We start from the raw sequence: 20879 nt of genomic DNA, 5'->3' as shown, positions 1-20879 counted from the left end.
ATATTTGGTTTCTGAATACCCATGTCATGTTACATAGAGTCTCTGTAACAGCAGGCCTATATTAATCAGCGAATAACATTGTTTCCGGGTTGTCGAGAGCTAGAATCGGATCTGAGTTCAAGCTCAACCCTACATATTTCAGGAGCTACATATGTTTAAAAACCTCTTTGCGAATATGCAAAAAGTCGGTAAGGCGCTGATGCTTCCAGTATCAGTTATGCCAGTCGCCGGTATTTTGTTAGGTGTTGGTGCTGCCGATTTCTCTTGGCTACCAAGTGTCGTTTCAACCATCATGATGAGTGCTGGTGACGCCGTTTTCGGTCACATGGGCCTTCTGTTTGCAGTCGGTGTTGCACTGGGTTTCACTAACAATGATGGTGTGGCAGGCCTTGCTGCGATTGTTGGTTACTACATCATGGTTAACACCCTAGGTGTTATGGGTGAAGTGTTCGGTGTAGGCGCGATTGAAACTGGCGTATTGGGTGGTATCCTTGCTGGTGGTGTTGCCGCATGGGCGTTCAACCGTTTCTTCCGTATTCAACTTCCAGATTACCTAGGCTTCTTCGCGGGTAAGCGCTCTGTACCCATTATTACTGGCTTTCTGAGCATATTCTTGGCAATTGGTTTGTCTTTCATCTGGCCACCAATCGGTGCGATGATTGCGTCTTTTTCTAACTGGGCATCCGTTCAAAATCCACAAGTGGCATTCGGTATCTATGGTCTGGTCGAGCGTTCACTTATCCCGTTTGGTTTGCACCACATCTGGAACGCACCATTCTTCTATGAAGCGGGTCAATGTGTGACGCCTGCTGGTGAAGCACGTACTGGTATCCTGACTTGCTACATGGTTGCTGATGAAGCAACACGTGCCGCAGGTAACGGCTTTGGTCAGTTGGCTGGCGGCTTCATGTTCAAGATGTTTGGCTTGCCTGCTGCTGCTATCGCAATGTGGCACACCGCAAAACCAGAAAACCGCGCGAAAGTGGGCGGTATCATGGTGTCTGCTGCGCTGACCTCATTCCTAACAGGTATTACAGAACCTATCGAGTTTGCATTCCTGTTCGTTGCGCCAGTGCTGTATGTTATCCACGCTATCCTTGCTGGTACTGCGTATGTCATCACTAACACCTTGGGTATGGTTCATGGCACGTCTTTCTCACACGGTTTGATTGACTTCGTTGTATTGTCTGCAAACTCTCAGAAAATGTGGTTGTTCCCGCTGCTGGGTATGATGTACGCCGTGTTCTACTACGTTGTATTCCGCGTTGCTATCGTGAAGCTGGATCTGAAAACGCCAGGTCGTGAAGATGATGATGAAGAAAAAACAGCGGCAGTTGGTGTTGGTTCTGATATGGCGAAAGAGTTGGTGATGGCGTTTGGTGGTAAAGAAAACATCACTAACTTAGACGCATGTATCACACGTTTGCGCGTTGCTGTAGCAAGTGTTGATGCTGTTGACCAAGACAGATTGAAGAAACTGGGTGCGGCAGGCGTAGTTATCGCTGGCGGCGGCGTTCAGGCAATCTTCGGTACTAAATCTGACAACTTGAAATCAGACATGGATGAGTGGATTCGCAATAATTAATATCAATCGTTATTCCCCCAACGTTTGATGATAAAAAGGAGAGCAAATGCTCTCCTTTTTCTTTTTCTTTTTCTTTTTCTTTTCCTTTTCTTATTCTTTATTTCATTTTTCTATTTCTTGTTCAGTTATTTCTTTTGTGCGCGACACACTATAGCGATACAAAAAATAGCATAAGTATGGGTACGAGAAGACTCAGGATAAAACCGCTGACAATCGCAATAGGAACGCATTTTACCCCACCTGTGGTTTGGATGATGGGTAGCGTGAAATCCATGGATGTTGCACCACCATAACCGATGGCGGTTAACGGATAACGGCCAATAAATATAGGAATAAGGATAATCGCGACAAGCTCACGAGTGAGCTCAAGTAAGAAAGACGCGCCGCCATAAACTGGGCCTAACGCATCACCCATCAATATACCTGCCAAAGAATACCAACCAAAACCGGATGCCATAGCAAGACCATGATTGTAGGGAAGCTCGAGAAGCCATGCGGCAAGAAGACCACCCAATAGAGACGTGACAATGACGACCAAGGCAACACTGAGTCCTTTCTTGTTTAGAATTATTTGCTTGAGTGTCATACCGCTGTTTCGGAGCTGAATACCGATCAGGAAAAGCAATATTAGCAGGATACCTTCACTCGCAGGGTCAACCCAATCTAGGGGAATAGGAAGTAGAAGTCCTAGTATCAATCCGCCGCCAACGACAAATACAAGCTTCACAGATTCCATCACCATTTGTGAAAGTGGGATCGTTTGTTTGTGTTGTTCAGTTTTGGTTTTCAGAATGAAATCTAGGATTGGCAACGCCAGTAGATTAGCGACACCTATACAGAAAAAGAAGGTAACGCTAAGCAAAAGAATTTGATTTAAGTTGCTACTGAGGTTATCCAAACCAGCCAGGCTCAGACCCATCAGACCTAGGATGACAAACACCAATCGAGACGTAGATCGATTGATGGTATCAAGCAATGAGGCACTTTTAATGGGGATTAAATAACCAACAACGAGTGGAAGGAAAATATAAAGCATGCCGGGGAGCATCGAGTTAAGACCTTATTGATAAAAAAGAAAACCGAGATGAGAGTATCAGTGGTCTTCCAACTAGGTCAATCTTTGTCCCGGCAAAGAGCGGCTTAAAAACCGCAGTTGTTAATAATGCCGCTCAACTGGTGACGAAAATCTGTTTCGTTCAGGTTGGATAGTTCATAGAGGGCTTCCGCACCTGCGAGGGTTATTTCAACGTCGTGATCATCAATGTCTTCATCATTCGCACGGAACATGAGCAAGTGATTGGCCATTTTTGCAACATCTAGATAGGTGATGTCTTCACCAGTTCGGCGAATGTGGCGATTTAAAGATACTTCAACAAAGTCTAAATCAAATCCCCAACTCTTAAGGATAAATCGACTGGCTTCTTTACTCACTGCGTAGAAAACGTGACTGGCAATATCAAAATCGAGGTAATTGCCTTCATTAGAGTACTGCTGATAAGCCTTTACAGCACTGTAGATACCAATGTCTGCGAGAAGCCCAATGAGTAGCGACTTTTCTACCTCAAGAGCAATCCCATCGTCATCGTAGTTTTTAACCTTCTGACATAGGAGAGCCATTGTAGAGGCAAATTCTCGCGACGCCTGTGCACTTTTCTTGAGCAGCCCATTACATTCAACGCTGAAGTGAGCATTGTTTTTCAATGATTGGATCGCATGTGCCGTGGCGATACCGAGAACGCGTTGAATGCCCAATCGAGAAACGGCCATATTGATATCATGGCATGGACGATTCGTTCTAGGACTAAAGACGGCAGAGTTTGCCGAGCGAATCACGGCAGCGGTCAGCGTTGCATCATCAAGGAGAAGTGTTGATACATCTCTGACTGTGGTATTCGGGGAGTTACATACTTGTTGGAGTTTGACTACCACATCGGGAATAGGGGGCAATGCTAACGTACCGTCTTTTAAAGAACGATAAACACGTTGGAAGAAATCAGTTTCTATAGCTTTGAGGTGCTTTTCACGGTTTGGGGTAACCCAAAATAACGATAGGTGATCCATTTTTTTAGACTCGAAAAAACGCTGTGTAAATAGTAGATCTCTTACGTTTTAATTGGAACACATATGTATATAAATTTGAACGAAAGACACCAATTGAATACGTGCTGTCCAATAAATTTGTCATACCAGTAATTGACAATATTATTAGTGGTGAAAACGCAAGTTTAAGGGCTGTCTCAAGACAAAACTTGAAGTGAATTAACGTTTGCAAGCCAAGCTTGATGCAATTGGTTGCACTAAATTGCGAGTCCAATAGCTCATTTAACATTGTGTATACATAAAAATTACACACCACAAACGTGACGGATGTTGCACTTTTGCTACGGTTTCGCGCCGTGGGTGATCTGGTGCATGGTTTTCTATGCCTTTATGCGGCATCATTATTTCGCGTTGAGAAATTACAGAATGTTGGCCGAGGAATTGGCTGTTGGGGAGAAAGGAGGCACCTGTGCTTGAAGTTAAAAGTGGCTTTGTAGAGTACTTATCTCAGTTTGGCGAAACAGAGAAACGTTCAATGTTTGGCGGAACCGGCTTTTTTGTGAGCGGTGCAATGTTTGCACTGGTTAAGGAAGAACGTATTTACTTACGCGGCGGCGCAGACTTAACGGACGCGTTGTTGGCAAAAGAGTGTAAAAAGTTTGTTCATGTAAAGAAGAGCTCAACCGCGATTGTTAATTACTACGACATCACGGATCTTTATGACGCAGCAGATACAGGTTTAGACGCGATGGTAAAAAAGTCCGTGTTGAACTCTGTAGCAGAGAAAGAATACCGCGATTCCAAGCTAAACAAGCGTCTTCGTGATTTACCTAATCTGCGTTTGACCATTGAAAGAATGCTTAAAAAAGCAGGGATAGAAGATGTTGATACTTTCTTCTCAATGAGCCCTGAAGAATTGTTCCGAAAAGTGCAGGAAGCACACGGATACGATGTTGATATCAAACTGCTGTGGATGTTTGCCGGTGCTCAAACGGGCGTTCATTACACCTTGCTAAGTGAAGAGACCAAACAAAACCTTCTTCGCGCAGTGTGATTTCACACCATTCTCACCCCAAAAAAGCTGCATTGTGCAGCTTTTTGTCTTTATGACATCGTTAATCATCCCCTATACGTACATAGCCAATATTGCTACAGTCCCTTAAATGCGTATCAAAAACAGTGGCTTTGTCATGAAACTACCTGAGCTATCTTCCTCGTTGCTCGCAGGCCTGCACTGCTTTTCAATTGTCGCGGAAACAATGAGCTTTACTCGTGCAGCAGAGCAGCTCCATCTAACGCAAAGCGCTGTTAGCCATCGTATTAAAAAACTCGAGCAGCGTTTAGAGGTGTCGTTATTTATTCGACGTCCACGTCACCTGTCATTGACTAATGAGGGTGAGCAGCTAAAACAAGTGGTCGCAGAGCAATTTTCGGCTATTAGCCAAAAGTTATTGGAACTCAATCGAGCTAGACCATTTGGTGATTTCATCATTTCTGCGCCGCCGACTTTCGCGCAAAAATGGCTGGTGCCTCGACTTTCTCAATTCGCCGATACATTTCCAGATGTTACGCTTCATCTTAGAACTCGAAATGATTTGGTTGATTTCAAAGCCGAAGCTTTTGATTGTGCTATATATTTTGGTCATGGACGTTACACTGGGCTAGCGACTCATCATCTACTTGATGACTTCATCGTGCCGGTTTGCAGCCCTGAATATGCAAAGAATCACAATCTTTATGACAATCCCCAGCAACTTGCTCAGTGCCAACTGCTTCATGATGCAGCCCCCTGGGCCAGCGCCAGTTTAAGTGACGAATGGCTTTACTGGGCCAATACCAATGGTGTTGAGTTAAATGGCACGAATCATAGTTTTGACCGCGCCGATCTTGCGCTAGAAGCAGCAACTTCAGGGATGGGGGTCGCCATCGGCCGTACCGCATATATTCAAGATTACTTGCACTCTGGCCGTCTTGTGACGCCGATTACACAGTCGGTTAAGTCTCCCTTTAGTTTTTATCTGGTATACCGCGAAGAGCACGTGAACAATGCAAAGATTGTCGCGTTTAGGCAGTGGTTGCTTGAGCAACTCGAAAAGTCGACAAAATGTCGATTGAATTGTTAATGAGTTGGGTGTGTTTTCTGTCTATGTTAGTCATTAAAATATAAGATACGAAGTATGTTAACGCGGGCACAATGGACTGATGGCGAAAAATACCAAAGAAGGTGCACAGCAAACGGAAGCACTGATATATCAAACCATTATTGATATTTTTATGGAACATGGCTGGGATGCGGTCACCTATGGCAGTATTGCTAAGCGCACCGGATTAAGTCGAAGTGGTATCCAGCGTGTTGTTCCTACGAAGGAATCAATGACTGGAGCCTTTCAAGGGCAAGTATTCCACTATGTTGTTGGGTTGATTGACTCGACGTCACATCAAACAATTAAATCAACGTGGTGTGCGGCACTCCAAGAAGCAAAATTCATTCACTGTATTAAGTATTTTCTTGGCGCGACTGGTGTTGATTCTAGCGGCAAAGAAAAGGCGGCAGCTGCGTTGGAAAAACTGTTCGATTTATACGGTCAGAGCATTGTTATCGAGTTATTAGGTTTGTCTGTTGCTCATTTACTCGAGGTGAATGTTGATTGGAATGAAAGTCCGAGCGGCCTAAACAAGGAAGAAGGTTAATGCGTTTACTAAAAGGGAATACCCCCTCAAAATTTATTGTCGCAGGTTGTTTGTTTATCACAGTCAGCCTTGCGGGCTGCGCGATTAAGCAAAGCAAAGATGTGACTGTTTATCAGAGCCGCGGGGTTGTTCAGTGTGAGACGACTGGGAGTACCGCGCAAGAAAGTCGTGACAAACTCATGTCGATTGGCGTGAATGTCGAATCGTCCCAATGTGCGAGATTAAATGATCTTATGTTTGCGAGTGTGTGTGGTGGTAAAACCGCGGACATTTTGGTTCACAGCGTAAACGCGAGAGACCTAAAAATTGTGCAAGAGATGGGATTCACATTGATCCGTGAGCTTGAGTCTGCAGAAAGTGAGACGGGTTATACAATTGTTCCGTGCGAATAGAAACGTGAGATGAAAAAAGGCCTCATTGAGGCCTTTTTTGATGATGCTAACTTAGTATTTGAAACGTGTGGTGAACATAAATTGATCGCCATATGCTTCGTTAAAGCGAATCTGAGCACCAAGAGAGAACAATTCGGTTGCGTGGAAGCGACCAAAAACTGACCCGAAAATATCTTCATCGCTATCAATGGAGACGTGACCGAGTTCACCGCCTACTTCTAATTGTGGACCCAACCATTGACGCACACCTAGGTTAACTTCAACACCAAGTTCTGTGTCGTGGTCGTAACGGCCGCGTTGCTTCATGGTACGAAGGCCGAGTTCGCCATAGACGTCAGCCCAGTTGTTAACGGGCGCATGGAAACCAATAGCGGCAGTCGCATCGAAATCAGATTCGAACTCACTATCAATTTCTGCACGAATGTGTGCATTAGGGTGAATTGACGTGCTAAAACCAACGCCGTAGGTCACAGGGCTAATACCAACACGAGCTTCAAAGTAGTCGTAGCTGAAGTTGCTCATGCTGCCATCATTAGCAGCACTTGCGGCAGAGAATACAGCAGAAGAAGCTGCGGCCAGTAAAATACCAGCAATCTTGGTTTTGCGCATGAAAGGTCTCGTGATGAAAAAGGAGTTATGGTGTAGTTTAATAGAAGTCGCTTTTGCTAAACAACAGCATAGCGAGCATTTAAAGCACTACTGAGTCAAATTTAAGCAAAAAATACGAAAAAGTCTGTTAGACAGGCGCTGCAATCATAAATTGTCCGACCATTACTGCGCCTATCATTAAATCACACTCGCTAATCGTCAGAATAATTGAGTCGATTATTACTGATCGATTCCATGATTCTCTCTGCATCCAAAACCCTAACCCAAGGCAATAGGTTACCGTCATGTGCGATCATAAATGTAGTTAGTTGGTCGATCACTACCTGTCGTAGGGTTTCACCTTGCCACGGTTTCGCAATGAAATAATCAAGGCTGCCATGATTCACAGCTTGAACGGTCTCTTCTAATCCAGCTTGACCCGTGAGCAGTAACTTTCTTGCTTTGGCGGTAATATCAAAGCGATTGAGTTCGATAAGAAAGTCGACCCCAAGGTCTTCCGGCATAATGTGATCACACAAGATCAGGGCGAGTTGAAGCTCGTCAGCGGCGGCTTCAGCAAGAATTTCTCTGGCCTCAGCAACGGATTCAGCGGCCTCGATAACAAAGTGCTCTTCGAGTGACGCGAGGTCATTGGTGACACTGTCGAGTACGTCACGTTCATCATCGACGCACAAAATAAGGTATTGGCTCATTTAGTCCTCCTTGGGGGGCGTGAGTAACGGGGAATAGGGTAGGGTAACAATCATCGCCGTGAACTCACCGGCCGAAGAGCTAACATCAATCAACCCACCGTGATGCTCCACAATTTGACGACACACAGACAAACCGATACCCAAGCCGAAGTGACCTTCTCGTTTAGTCGTGTAGTTGAGTTCAAAGATCTTATTCTTAATTGACGCAGGGATCCCCATGCCATTGTCCCGTACGGTTACTTTGACGGCTTTACGACTGCGATATACCGTCTCTCGGGTTGTGACATGGATTTCACCGTCATTGCCTACCGCATCAAGAGCATTAGAAATGAGGTTTGTCCACACTTGCTGAAGGGCGATGGGCATACAGCGAATGGGCCTTAGCTCACCATAATCACGGACAAGCTGAATGCGCTTTAGTTGGTTTTCAAACATAACCAGTGTGTCTTCAATACCTTCATGAATATCTACTTCATGCATGGTTTCGTCATCTTGTCGCGCGTAGGTTTTCAAGCTCTTGACCATATCGGCAATGCGTTGAGCGCACACATTGGTTGAACGCAGTAAGCTGCCCGCTTGATAGAACATGTCCCATTGATTCAATGTATCCGTGAATTCTGGCGCGAGCTTTTTCTGCCAAAGTTGAATGTCATCAGGTTTATCTAGCCCCATGTTAACGGCTTTTCGCGCAAGGTTCCGGTTGCCAACAAGGGATTCAATTGCCTTGGATTTTTTGCGAGCATCTGCCGTGGACATGGGACGAGAGAGCAGTGCTTCCGCCATGATTTGGTTTGCTTTGTCTCGCGCTACATCACTGAGTTCGACATTAATCAATTGACCAATATTATCTCTGAGCGTGTCACTGTTTCTGAGAATCGCAGAGACTGGGTTATTCAGTTCATGCGCCACGCCGGCCACGAGTTGCCCAAGCATCGCCATTTTCTCTTTTTCAATAAGTTGCTTGTGCGCTAGTTCGAGTGATTGAAGCGTTTGCTGCAATTTCACTTCAGTAGAAATGCTGCGCTTGAGTCGTCGGTTAAAATGGCGAAGCAGGTAACTGGAAAAAAGCGGGAGCAAATCATTTCTGGCCTGCATAACCTGAGAAAACAAGGTGCGGTTGAGTTTTATAACTTTGGTGGGCTCTAAGGTAATGCCCGTTGAAAATGACACATCACCAGTGACAAATGACATTCCGCCAATCAAGCTTCCTTGCCCCAGTCTTGCTACTTCATGAGACGCGCCAGTCTCGTCACGTTTTAACAGTGCCACTTCACCTTCTTCGACGAACCAAAGGAATGAATTGGGTTTGCCTTCGTGTGTCAGCAGATGATCTTCACTGTAGAAGCGAGTCACGTTGTGCTCACTGTTCTGAGCAAAATACTCGTGTAAGCCTTGAACCAACTCTTGTGCTAAAACTTCATCACTGACGCCCAGCGCAGATTCGATGAAACCATTACGGTAAGAAGCGAGCTTGTTCTCAATGTGAGCATCTAGCAGCCTTTTTTGGTCTAGCACACTGCAGTACTTCAATAATTCGTCACTGTTGTGCTGAAGCACATATTGGGTCAGTTCTCTCTTGGCCGTGTCAGCCATGGCTTGCGGCGCCCATGGCTTTGTCATGCAATAGTTGAGTCGGCCTTCGTTAACCGCCTGCATGATAATGTCTAAATTTGGCTGATCGTTCAGCAATATGGTTCGCGCACCGTGTGAAGCGGGGTGATTGTCGATGTTTATCAGCAGATTAATGCCCTGGTCTTCGCCCAGTGTATGGTCACAGATAAACAGGGCGACACGACGCTCATTGCGCTGCAATTCTTCAAGAATTTCACTCGCAGTGTGCGTGTTGTCCGCGCAAATGATGTCGAATAACCCACCAAACGCTGACAATTCGGATTCAATTTTGGTCAAGATGGTGGGGTCATCATCAAGACATAAGATGACTTGTAGATTCATACGTTTATCTATTATCACTATTTTTTATGAGTGTATCGTTTTCACCGTCTTTAAGCTGAGAAGAGCGCTGCAAACTGGCACATATTGAAAGAAAACCTCTTCTGGCCATGGGGTTATAGATGGGGATGGTTTAAACTCTTCTAAAATTAATGCCGGACCCAATGGAGCAAAAATGATTTTTGGAAAGTACACGGCAATAGCTGGAGCCGTCGCGGTAGGTGTGTTGTGGCCATTTGCAACAGGTCAAATTGGTCAGTCTTTTTATGATAATGAGATTAAGCAAATCCAGTCGCCTTATCTTGCTGTCGAAAATACATCCTATGAACGAGGTTACCTCTCTTCTGAGGTTATCACGCGAGTTGCTGTCATCGGGTCGATGAAAGAAGTCTATGAAGACGAAGGCCTACCAACATCTTATTCTGTGTTGAGTCACGTGAGTCATGGATTCCTAGGTGTTAGCACCACGTCCACGCTAGAAATGACACCTGAGATCAAAGTGATTACCGATCTGCTTTGGCCGTCGGGCGAGTCTCCACTTACGATTGTCACGGAGACCTCATTGCTGGGCGCCACTCAGTATGATGTGACAGTGCGAGCGATGAATGGCGAAAACGACGAAATCAAAGTGACGAGTTCACCTGCGAATGTATCAGGAACGGCTGATAAAGATGGCGTGATGGTGTTCCAGTTGGAGATGCCGTTTATTGAATTATCGAGCCCTGAAGGTGAGAAATTCGCGCTGAAAGACATCACAGGCAGCGGCGATGGCCAACTGGTTGATGACGTTTGGGTCGGGTCGCAAAGGGTGAATGTCGCAACCAGTACATTCAGTGATATGTCAGGCTCAACGGTGACGATTGATAAGCTTGCTGTGGATGTGAAGAACGCGCTATCTGCCATCAACAACGGTGATGTGAAAACAGCAGCGCCTGATGATCTTCGTTTTGATAACACCAATGTTATCTCATTCGAAAAGTTTGATATGCCAGACACGCTGGTCGTTGATAACTTTAAGATGGGTGTAAATTTCAATGCACTTGATTACAACTCAATGATCGCCTTGGCAACAACGGCAGATTCGATGAGTGCTGAGCCGACTGAAGAAGAAATGATGAAGTTGGTGACAGCGTTAGATGGTCTGGTCGAGAAAGGCCTAACCTTCGAAATTATTCCATTGGAACTTGATACACCAGAAGGGCATATTGACGCAAAGTTTGATTTATCCGTCGAGCCTGGGCTTGGCAGTGTGACCCAAAATGTTGGTGCACTCATGACGAAGCTGAAGGGCAACCTTTTCATTAATGTTCCTACAGCATACGTTGAAGGTGTCCCTGAAGTGGAGGCGTCTTTGTCGAACTTAGAACCTTATGGCTTCATTTCTCAAGCTGAGAATGGCGTGACACTGACAGCGAAAATTGAAGGTGATCAAGCAGTATCGCCTAGTGGTGAGAAAATTCCGCTAGGTCTGTTGATGATGATGCTGATGTAATCGCGCGTAAGATTTATATACGCACGGTTTAATATCTTCACTATTTTTATTAAAACCAGCATCAATAGATGCTGGTTTTTTTTGTGCCTTTTTGTAAGCCAATGAAAGGTTTTGAATGAAAAACACTCTTTCATTTGTGACAAAGCATAAAAATACTTCTGCATGAGCTAGTAATTTGGTCAGCTTGGTCGACACTAATAGTGAGATAAACAGAGATTTTTCGCTGTATCGATATAACTGCTGAATAATTATTGGGGGATGCATGGAATCGATAAAAGTAAAAGATTACATGAACAAACGACCCGTGACCTTCAAGGCTTCCATGTCTCTGTCTGTCGCGCTAGAAAAAATGCTGAATGCAAACCAATCCGGCGGTCCCGTGCTGGACGAAAACCATCATGTTGTGGGCTTTTTGTCTGAACAAGATATGATTCATAAATTGCTCAGAATGGGTTATTACTGTCATGATACAAATACAGTAGATGACTGCATGCACAAAGAGGTATCAGCCGTATTACCCGATGACAGTATTATTAAGCTGGCAGAAGAAATGCTACCGGGCAAACCTAAGCTGTACCCTGTTGTTGATGAAGATGATCGCCTAGTGGGTATCATTACGCGTCGCGACATTTTGAAAGCGATAGCCACTCAAATTGATGACAGCTTTCACCATCCCGTATAATGGTTAAACATTTTTGAATGTGTCGTATCAAAAGAGGTGCTTGAAGCACCTCTTTTTAATGGCACAATACTTACCGACAGAAACATCTACCCGCACATTGTGATTCAGTCTTTTCTCTCATCACGCCGCAAGGATGGCTGACAGTCTCTCTTACTTAATACGGAAATTAGTATGCCCAATCAGCAACAAGCCAAGTTTGTTAATGGCTCTATCATGCGTCATATCACCGTCATGTCGACGTCTGGCGCGGTGGGGCTTATGGCTCTATTTTTGGTCGATTTAGTTGATATGTTTTTTATCAGTTTACTCGGTCAAGTTGAATTAGCCGCGGCGATTGGTTTTGCTGGCACCATCGTCTTTTTCTCAACGTCAGTGTCTATTGGCACCTCGATTGCTATGGGAGCATTGGTTAGCCGCGCTTTGGGTTCAGGAAATCGAGAGGAGGCTCGAAAGTTAACGGGCAGCATTATGGTTTTCGCGGCTATTGTTAGCGCAGTCACCGTGGGAATTATCTTGTTTTTTGTTGATCCGATCCTCGCGTTGATTGGTGCTCAAGGGGAAGCGGCACAAAAAGCGAAAGACTTTCTCGTTATTCTCCTTCCCGGAGCACCCTTAATGGCAATGGGCATGTCAGCGGGGGCGGCGCTAAGAGGAGTGGGAGACGCGAAGCTATCAATGGCGGCAACCCTGATTAGCGGCGCGGTGAATGCCATTCTCGACCCTATTTTCATCTTTGGACTTTCTATGGGAATAGAGGGGGCAGCGACGGCATCGCTACTGTCTCGTTTCGTGTTGTTTGGCGTCGCTTTCCATGCCGTTCACCGTAAACATGATTTGGTGGCTCGCCCTACCTTTGCAGATCTCTCGCAGCACTTTCGTGCCATCATGAATATCGCTGGCCCCGCGATTGTTACTAACACGGCAACGCCGATTGGTAATGCGATCGTCACCGCTCAAATCGCCAAATTCGGTGCGGATTACGTGGCTGGATATGCCGTGATGGGCCGATTGTTACCTGTATCATTTGCGTTGATTTTTTCGTTGTCAGGTGCTGTTGGCCCGATTCTAGGGCAGAATTATGGCGCGCAAAAATTCGATAGAGTTCAGCAAACGTTAAGTGACTCGGTAAAGTTTGTCACTGCGTATTGTGTGGTTGTGGCACTGATTTTGTTCCTCGCACAAGGGTTCATCATTGATGCATTTAGCCTTGATGGTGATGCTTCATCCATGGTGACATTGTTCTGTACTTACATCGCCATTACCTTCATTTTCAACGGTACCTTGTTTGTGTCTAATGCCGCGTTTAACAACCTGAACAGACCGACATGGTCAACGTTATTAAATGTCGGAAAGGCAACACTAGGCACGATTCCTTTTGTTTACGTTGGCGGCTACATGGGAGGGGCAGAAGGCGTGTTGATTGGTCAAGCCGTTGGTTCTGTTCTCTTCGGCATTGCAGGATACATCTTGGTTAAAAAACTCATCGCACAGCTTGCCCGAGACCATGAGCAAAAAGAAGAAGATGTGGTTGCGATTGAACCTGCTGTACCCGTGACAGCGTTTAGCAGCTTCCGAGCCGTCATGGCGGAAGAAAGCGAGAGCGCAATCAACACCGATACAGACAAAAAAGACGCCGCTCCCAAACGCTAGTCGATGAAGGGATGTTTCTAACGAAACGTCCCTTTTTTCTATTCGATATTTTCACTTAGAAATGAGTCCAATTTATTGATCTAATTCAGTACTCCTTGAAAGCAAGTAGCGCAGAATAAGCGTGTTGCCCACGGAATGTGGGTGTTTAGCTTTAAGGGATTACAAGCGATTATGCGCGTTCAGGCGAAATACATACTTCCTATTCTTATACCGCTGGTGGTGATGCTACTACCAGCGTCTGTTTTTCCATTTGAAACCCTGACTGTGATGCAGCAGCGGGCTATCGCTTTGTTTTTACTCGCAGCGTTATGCTGGGTACTTGAGCCCATTCCTATCTATGCCACGTCCGTTCTGGTGATTGTGCTTGAATTGCTTTTTCTCTCAGACAAAGGACTGATCTGGTTTAGAACCGATGCTGGAACGCCAGAGTTTGGCGGGCTACTCCACTACAGCGATATCATGGCAACGTTTGCCAGCCCCATTATCATGCTATTTCTTGGTGGATTCTTTCTCGCGATGGCAGCGACAAAATACCGTTTAGACGTCAACCTTGCCCGTGTATTGCTCAAACCATTTGGTCATAAACCTCAGATGGTCATGGCTGGGCTCATGCTCATCACCGCCGTGTTTTCTATGTTTATGTCTAATACGGCCACGACAGCGATGATGTTGGCTATTCTTACTCCCATTCTCATGGTGTTCAAACCGAACGACCCAGGCAAGATTGCTTTCGCGTTATCCATTCCTGTTGCCGCCAACATCGGTGGTATTGGTACACCGATTGGTACGCCACCTAATGCGATTGCACTGCAATATTTAACCGGCGAAAATTTGATCACCTTCGGCGAATGGATGGCGTTTGGTGTGCCGTTTGTGGCTGTCATGTTGGTATTGGCGTGGGCGTTGTTGAGCTATTTATTCCCATCAAATGAACAATCGATTTCGCTAAGTATTAAAGGCAAGTTTCTTAAAACGCCTAAAGCCATCACCGTCTATGTCACGTTTGCTACGACGGTGTTGCTTTGGTTGATGGGCTCACGCCATGGCATGAACTCCTACACGGTTGCACTTATTCCCGTGGCCGTGTTTTCGATGACTGGCATCATTAACAAAGAAGATCTGAAAAAGGTCTCTTGGGATGTGCTTTGGTTGGTATCGGGTGGCTTTGCGTTAGGTTTAGCATTGGACAAAACGGGCTTGGCAAGACTGATTGTCCACAGCATTCCGTTTGAGAACTTTGCACCTGAGATTGTCCTGTTGGGCGCAGCAGCACTCTGTCTGCTAATGGCAAACTTCATGTCCCACACGGCAACGGCTAACTTGTTGATGCCGATTATGGCCGCGCTGGGTATGTCCATGACTTCATTGTCATCTCTTGGTGGTGAAGCGACATTAATCCTCATTGTTACTTTTGCTGCATCCTTGGGTATGTCACTGCCAATAAGTACGCCGCCAAATGCACTGGCGCATGCCACTGGGCATGTAAATAGCAATCAAATGGCAAAAGTCGGTGTGGTACTTGGCATTGTGGGTGTCGCACTAAGTTTTGTGATGGTTTGGATACTTCGACTGGTTAATTTCTTATAGCATCAATTCAGTGATGCCAAGTTTCTAACAATGGGCGAGGGCGACGAGTCACTTGCCTTTACAGTAGGTTTTTAGAAAGGGGAAACAGATGGAAAAAGTGAACATTATCTGCGTTGATGATCAGCGTGAAGTGTTAGATGCTGTGCTCAAAGATCTCGCTCCCCTTGCGGTTGCGTTTCATATTGAAGATTGTGAGTCAGCCGATGAAGCGTTGGCGTTAATGGATGATCTTGATGCAGAAGGCGAGCACATTGCATTGATCATTTCTGATCATGTGATGCCCGAGAAAACCGGTGTTGAGTTACTGACCGAAGTCTCCTTGGACCCACGTTTTCGTGGCACACGCAAGGTACTGCTGACCGGACAAGCAACGCATGCTGATACGATTGAAGCCATCAATAACGCCTGTATTGAGCGATACTTTGAAAAACCTTGGCAAGCAATTGTTCTGCAAGAAGCGGCAAAGAAACTGATTACCCATTTCGTGTTTGATGCAGGATTAGACTATCGCGATTATCAGGCAGCGTTGGATACCCAAGTTATTTTAGATCGACTGAAGTAACTTATCAGATAGAAATGCCGGCGAGAAAGTCCCAAATAATGATCTTGTTTACTTGACCTTGGAGTTAGCTCCAAGGTTTACACTGAGTGTAATTTCAAATAGGGAGATAGCCTTATGTGTCATTCATGTAAATCGGGTCATTGTAACAAACCAAGTCATCAACACGCCCATTCTCAGGCCGCACCAGTGTCAACAAACACATGCTGTAATGCCAGTGCTTCTGCGTCAGTCAGCGACAGCAGTGATGCTCTACCTGAGGATTGCGACGACCCCGCAGGACAAGGCTGTTGTGACCACGAACACAGCAGCCATGATGTTAATTCAGAGCACTCTCACGATGGCCACGTCCATTCGCACGTGCATGCTCCCGATGAGCCGCAACAACAATCACCGATTGCCAAAAGCCATGCATGGCGTGTCACCAACATGGATTGCCCTAGTTGTGCGGGTAAGCTTGAAGGCGCGATTAAAAGCCTACAGGGTGTGACGCAGGTAAATGTCCGATTCGCGACAGAAAAACTCGTTGTCAGCTTTGATCGTGAACCCACACAGATTCAGCTTGAACAAATCAATGCTCGCGCTAAGAAAACCGGATTCCCTCTGGTAGATCTCTCTCTTCCTTCTAAAAAATCAGAGCCTAAAAGTGCACTCCAGCGCATCAAAGAAGAAGGCGTTCTCCTCTCGCTTATCGGCGTGATGAGCATTGCTGGCATTCTCTCCATTTGGGTGCCTGACCTGTCGCGCATATTGTTTAGTGTTGCTACCGTCATTGGCCTTATTCCCATTGTTAAAAAAGCGGTGGTACTAGCAAGAAGTGGATCGCCATTCTCGATAGAAATGTTGATGTCGATTGCCGCCATTGGTGCGCTTTACCTTGGCGAAACGGTCGAAGCTGCCATGGTTCTGGTGCTCTTTTTGATTGGCGAGCGACTTGAAGGTTATGCATCAGCAAAAGCGCGTGCAGGCATAAAATCATTGATGGCATTGGTACCAGAAAATGTGGTCAGAATTGAAAAAGATGGAGGCCGAAAAGACGTCTCTGTATCCACACTTCAGCCGGGAGATATTATTGAAATTTCGCCGGGTGGCAGGCTTCCAGCCGATGCTTCGCTTGTTGCCGAAAACGCGAGTTTTGATTTAAGTGCATTGACAGGAGAGTCTATTCCTGTTGAAAAAAGTGCAGGTGAGAAAATACCAGCGGGCGCGTTGGCTGTTGACCAACGTGTCGAATTGGAAGTGGTATCCAAACAGGGTGAAAGTGCGATAGACCGCATATTAACCTTGATAGAAGACGCAGAATCTCGACGAGCACCTGTCGAGCGATTCATCGACCAATTTAGCCGTTGGTATACACCTTTGATGATCATCATTGCTGCATTGATTGTCATCGTGCCTCCGCTTATGTTTGGAGAAAGTTGGGATGTTTGGATTTATCGCGGACTCACGTTGCTGTTAATTGCTTGTCCTTGTGCGCTGGTGATTTCAACACCAGCGGCAATGACATCAGGGCTTGCGGCGGCGGCGAGACACGGTGCATTAATAAAAGGCGGTGCAGCGCTAGAAGCGTTGAGCCGTGTTGAATGGGTCGCTTTTGATAAGACGGGCACCTTAACGGAAGGTAAGCCGGTGGTCACTGACATACTCTGTTGGCAGGGTGGCAGTCACGACATGCTTGCACTCGCATCTGCGGTGGAGCAAGGCTCACATCATCCTCTGGCAAAAGCGCTTGTTATCGAAGCGCAACGTCAGCAAGTGAGCATTCTTTCCGCCGACAATGTACGTACAGATGCGGGTAAAGGCGTGTCGGGCAATGTGGACGGTAAGAAGATAACCATTGTTGCGCTCGATAAACGTAATGACACGCAAGTCGTGCAGGCTGAAAATGTTGAGAGTGCACAGCAGTTAGCGGATAGTGGAAAAACCGTTGCGATTGTTTTTATCGATGATGTTGCGAATGGCGCAGTGGCATGGCGTGATGAACTACGTCAAACGGCGGTTCATACCATTGAGAGCTTAAAAGATGCAGGTATTCGCTCTCTTATGTTGACAGGGGATAACCCAAAGGCCGCAGCAGGTTTGGCTGGTATTTTGAATATGGAATACCAAGCGGGTTTGATGCCGGAAGGTAAAGTTGATGCTATCAATGTATTGGCGAATCATTCTCGAGTTGCCATGGTGGGGGATGGGATCAACGATGCACCTGCAATGAAGGCGGCGACAATTGGCATTGCGATGGGGAGCGGCACAGACGTTGCGCTTGAAACCGCCGATATCGCCCTAAGACATAATCGTATTGAAAGTATTCCAGAGATCATCGATCTCGCTCGAGCGACCATGGCGAATGTTCGCCAAAATGTCGCGCTAGCCATTGGATTAAAAGCCATTTTTCTTGTGACCACGGTAATGGGTTTCACCGGGCTTTGGGTGGCCGTGCTGGCAGACAGTGGGGCAACGGCCATTGTCACCATGAATGCGCTACGTTTGTTGCGTTATAAAGCCAAAACGCGTCGAGTCGCGCCTGAGGGGCAAAGGCCGGAAAACGGTTTAGTTCGGCCACAAGATGACCGCGATGGCTCTCATGGACAAATGAATTAGCATTTGTGATCTACATCACTCATATGTGCAATGTAATGAAATGAAAATATTTTAAATTTGAATTTCGTCACTTTATTTTTCATTCCAAACGTTAAGGTGGTGGCTGAATTCATCGCCACCTAATCATTCGTGGCAATCGTACTCAGCACTTTTCGATGTAGACAAAGCTGAGGGGCACGATACAGTGAGGAGACAATCATGACTGAGCAAAACGTATTCCATTTGGGCGTCAACGCATCGGATCTAGACGGTGCAACATTGGCCATTATTCCGGGTGATCCTGCCCGAGTGGAAAAGATTGCAGCCTTGATGGATTCGCCTAAATTTTTGGCGAGCCATCGTGAATACACCGTTTATTTGGCGAAATTGGAAGGTCAGTCAGTGGTGGTTTGCTCCACAGGGATTGGTGGCCCTTCAACATCAATTGCGGTTGAAGAATTGGCACAACTCGGTGTACGCACATTTTTGCGCGTGGGTACAACCGGCGCTATTCAGCCAAACATCAATGTCGGTGACATGATTGTGACGACCGGTTCAGTGCGATTAGATGGTGCGAGTTGCCATTTTGCGCCTCTAGAATTCCCAGCGGTTGCGGACTTTGATGTGGCGACAGCAATGAAAGCAGCGGCTGATGAGTCTGGTGCGGCGGTGCACACTGGCGTAACTGCTTCAAGCGATACGTTCTACCCAGGGCAAGAGCGATACGATACCTTCAGTGGTCGCGTAGTTCGTCGTTTTCAGGGTTCAATGAAAGAATGGCAAGACATGGGTGTATTGAACTTTGAAATGGAATCCGCGACGTTGCTGACCATGTGTGCAAGTTCAGGACTGAAAGCGGGTTGTGTGGCGGGCGTGATTATTAATCGCACCCAGAAAGAAATCCCAGACCAAGCGACGATGGCTGCGACTGAAGCGCGTTCAATTAAAGTCGTGGTGGAATCCGCACGCAAAATGCTCACTGAGTAATACGCTGATCGGCGATAACATCGAAAAGCCGGCTAATTTGCCGGCTTTTTTGTATTTGCATGATTTTCTTCTCTCACCCAAAAGGGAAACGAAGAAGCATCGCAGGTTACGAGAAAGACGCCTTCTCTGTCCCGCCTGCCGCCAAAAACCACTCATGGAGATGCGTTTTCAGGTCAGCAAGCTGATCTGGGCCGATAAGCGCCAATCCAAGGTCTGTGGCACGCGTGATATCGTGATGCCTTAAAGGACGGAAGCTGACCAGCATCGCACGTGCTTGTAAACCGCCAAGCAGGTCGCGAATTGATTCAAGCTTATAAAGCGTATCATCGCCATCGCTCGACATTCCTTTGGTTTTACATTCGATGATATGGAGTTTGTTGTTCACAACGGTGGCAACATCCAGTTCGTTGCGCACTTCTTTCTCGCCAATTTTACGATAAACCTGCACACCAAGGGACAAATCTTGGATGGTGAGAAGATCGTGCTTAATGGCTTCAACCACATGGTGTACATACCACTCAAGCCATTCACCATTGGCAAAACGCCTAGCGGCTTCGTTTGTAAACGTCAGTATGCCATTCTCAAAGTTGGATAAACCTGCGTCGTTAAGGTCATCAATCAACATCTTGAGTTCGCGATAACCCTGTTGCTTCTCGCTCAGCTCAACATCAAGCTTCTGTTCTTTACGACAGGTTGTCGCTAAGTAGTTGAGTGTGGCGAGACCTGGGCCAAGCTCATAGGCGTTACTTGCCCACTTTTGGCCCAGTGTTTCAATGGTGGTATCCAATACGCTGCGGATATCTTCATCTTGCAACTCACAACGCGCACCAAAAATCGTTAAGTAGTCGCTAATGTTGATATGGTCTTCGACTTGTTGTTGCTCAAGACCGTATGGATACAGCCAGCACAATTCATCACTGAAAGGTTCGATGACATAAATGGGCCAGTGATAGGTGCGGAAAATTTCATAAGCCGTCAGAAGGCGGTGACGCAAACCACAACTGGCATTGAAGCACACCTCCGCACCTTCTTGCTTCAACCTTTCCGCGAGTTCAACGATTTTGCTTTTGATCAGCGGAATATTGATGTCAGAAGGGATCTGGAAAAATTCAGTGATGATGCCTTTTGGCGTCAATACTTTACTGAGCTGTTCATACTGTTGCAGCTGACATTCAACGCCAATGAATATGACTTTCTCGGCCTTGAATTTTCGGTGTAGCAAAGCGGTGACCAATCGAACTGGATCTTGGTCAATTATACCGACGTGAATGGCCATATTTACTCCATGTAGATGCATTCGAACAGTAGACCTGCTCACCCATCTTTTGTTGTTCTTCTGGCTAATATCAGGGCTTGATTGGGAATATTCAAGTACTTAGTCATATT

General features: G+C 46.1%; 18 protein-coding genes. 12 read left to right on the top strand and 6 right to left on the bottom strand.

Going from position 1 to position 20879, the window contains the following annotated elements:
• The first annotated feature begins 151 nt into the window (after positions 1-151).
• On the top strand, positions 152-1585 hold the full coding sequence (gene ptsG, locus A1OO_RS19000; RefSeq protein WP_016961396.1) for a PTS glucose transporter subunit IIBC: 1434 nt from the start codon (positions 152-154) through the stop codon (positions 1583-1585).
• A gap of 148 nt (positions 1586-1733) precedes the next feature.
• Here the strand turns inward: ptsG and A1OO_RS18995 are convergent, their stop codons facing one another.
• Together A1OO_RS18995 and A1OO_RS18990 are read right to left on the bottom strand one after the other, a co-directional pair.
• Positions 1734-2633 carry a lysine exporter LysO family protein gene (locus A1OO_RS18995; protein WP_016961398.1) on the bottom strand — a complete coding sequence of 300 codons (900 nt, stop codon included), beginning with the start codon at positions 2631-2633 and terminating at the stop codon, positions 1734-1736.
• A 92-nt stretch (positions 2634-2725) separates the two neighbouring features.
• Complete coding sequence (locus A1OO_RS18990) at positions 2726-3646, bottom strand: HDOD domain-containing protein (protein ID WP_016961399.1); 921 nt, start codon at positions 3644-3646, stop codon at positions 2726-2728.
• 448 nt (positions 3647-4094) lie between these two features.
• Here A1OO_RS18990 and A1OO_RS18985 point away from each other — a divergent pair, with 448 nt between their 5' ends.
• From A1OO_RS18985 to A1OO_RS18970, 4 genes are all read left to right on the top strand, one after another.
• Positions 4095-4679, top strand: coding sequence for a TfoX/Sxy family DNA transformation protein (locus A1OO_RS18985; protein ID WP_016961400.1), 585 nt, complete (start codon positions 4095-4097; stop codon positions 4677-4679).
• 109 nt (positions 4680-4788) lie between these two features.
• Positions 4789-5748 (top strand): DNA-binding transcriptional regulator DsdC, encoded by a 960-nt coding sequence (gene dsdC / locus A1OO_RS18980; protein ID WP_017004103.1) that lies wholly within the window; start codon positions 4789-4791, stop codon positions 5746-5748.
• 79 nt (positions 5749-5827) lie between these two features.
• A complete protein-coding gene (locus A1OO_RS18975; protein WP_017004102.1) occupies positions 5828-6316 on the top strand; it encodes a TetR/AcrR family transcriptional regulator in 489 nt (162 codons plus the stop codon).
• The gene (locus tag A1OO_RS18970; RefSeq protein WP_017004101.1) at positions 6316-6708 is read left to right on the top strand and encodes a hypothetical protein; all 393 of its coding nucleotides are present in this window, start codon (positions 6316-6318) and stop codon (positions 6706-6708) included. Before A1OO_RS18975 ends, A1OO_RS18970 begins: the two co-directional genes overlap by 1 nt.
• 51 nt (positions 6709-6759) lie before the next feature.
• On the opposite strand, the gene A1OO_RS18965 is transcribed toward A1OO_RS18970, so the two are convergent.
• The 3 genes from A1OO_RS18965 to A1OO_RS18955 all read right to left on the bottom strand — a co-directional run bounded on the left by A1OO_RS18965 (position 6760) and on the right by A1OO_RS18955 (position 9962).
• Positions 6760-7317 carry an outer membrane beta-barrel protein gene (locus tag A1OO_RS18965; RefSeq protein WP_017004100.1) on the bottom strand — a complete coding sequence of 186 codons (558 nt, stop codon included), beginning with the start codon at positions 7315-7317 and terminating at the stop codon, positions 6760-6762.
• 191 nt (positions 7318-7508) lie between these two features.
• Positions 7509-8009 carry a response regulator gene (locus A1OO_RS18960; protein WP_017004099.1) on the bottom strand — a complete coding sequence of 167 codons (501 nt, stop codon included), beginning with the start codon at positions 8007-8009 and terminating at the stop codon, positions 7509-7511.
• Positions 8010-9962, bottom strand: coding sequence for an ATP-binding protein (locus A1OO_RS18955; protein WP_017004098.1), 1953 nt, complete (start codon positions 9960-9962; stop codon positions 8010-8012).
• Positions 9963-10134: 172 nt separating this feature from the next.
• Here A1OO_RS18955 and A1OO_RS18950 point away from each other — a divergent pair, with 172 nt between their 5' ends.
• The 7 genes from A1OO_RS18950 to udp all read left to right on the top strand — a co-directional run bounded on the left by A1OO_RS18950 (position 10135) and on the right by udp (position 19493).
• The gene (locus A1OO_RS18950; RefSeq protein ID WP_017004097.1) at positions 10135-11451 is read left to right on the top strand and encodes a DUF945 family protein; all 1317 of its coding nucleotides are present in this window, start codon (positions 10135-10137) and stop codon (positions 11449-11451) included.
• Positions 11452-11713: 262 nt separating this feature from the next.
• Positions 11714-12133, top strand: a complete 420-nt coding sequence (locus tag A1OO_RS18940) for a CBS domain-containing protein (protein ID WP_017004096.1) — start codon at positions 11714-11716, stop codon at positions 12131-12133.
• Positions 12134-12304: 171 nt separating this feature from the next.
• The gene (locus tag A1OO_RS18935) at positions 12305-13783 is read left to right on the top strand and encodes an MATE family efflux transporter (protein ID WP_016961409.1); all 1479 of its coding nucleotides are present in this window, start codon (positions 12305-12307) and stop codon (positions 13781-13783) included.
• A gap of 171 nt (positions 13784-13954) precedes the next feature.
• Entirely contained in the window at positions 13955-15370 is a 1416-nt protein-coding gene (locus tag A1OO_RS18930) for an SLC13 family permease (RefSeq protein WP_017004095.1), read from the top strand.
• A gap of 88 nt (positions 15371-15458) precedes the next feature.
• Positions 15459-15932 carry a response regulator gene (locus A1OO_RS18925; RefSeq protein ID WP_017004094.1) on the top strand — a complete coding sequence of 158 codons (474 nt, stop codon included), beginning with the start codon at positions 15459-15461 and terminating at the stop codon, positions 15930-15932.
• Positions 15933-16046: 114 nt separating this feature from the next.
• Positions 16047-18527 carry a zinc/cadmium/mercury/lead-transporting ATPase gene (locus tag A1OO_RS18920; protein ID WP_017004093.1) on the top strand — a complete coding sequence of 827 codons (2481 nt, stop codon included), beginning with the start codon at positions 16047-16049 and terminating at the stop codon, positions 18525-18527.
• 198 nt (positions 18528-18725) lie between these two features.
• On the top strand, positions 18726-19493 hold the full coding sequence (gene udp / locus A1OO_RS18915) for a uridine phosphorylase (protein ID WP_016961414.1): 768 nt from the start codon (positions 18726-18728) through the stop codon (positions 19491-19493).
• A 106-nt stretch (positions 19494-19599) separates the two neighbouring features.
• Here udp and A1OO_RS18910 read toward each other — a convergent pair whose 3' ends face one another.
• Positions 19600-20769: a Card1-like endonuclease domain-containing protein gene (locus A1OO_RS18910; RefSeq protein ID WP_016961415.1), complete on the bottom strand. Its 1170-nt coding sequence runs from the start codon at positions 20767-20769 to the stop codon at positions 19600-19602.
• Positions 20770-20879 lie beyond the last annotated feature (110 nt).

It is taken from the genome of Enterovibrio norvegicus FF-33 (assembly GCF_000286835.2).
Lineage (GTDB): Bacteria > Pseudomonadota > Gammaproteobacteria > Enterobacterales > Vibrionaceae > Enterovibrio > Enterovibrio norvegicus_A.
Note: the sequence above shows the minus strand (reverse complement) of the source record. Positions and strands in the feature narration are given on the sequence as shown.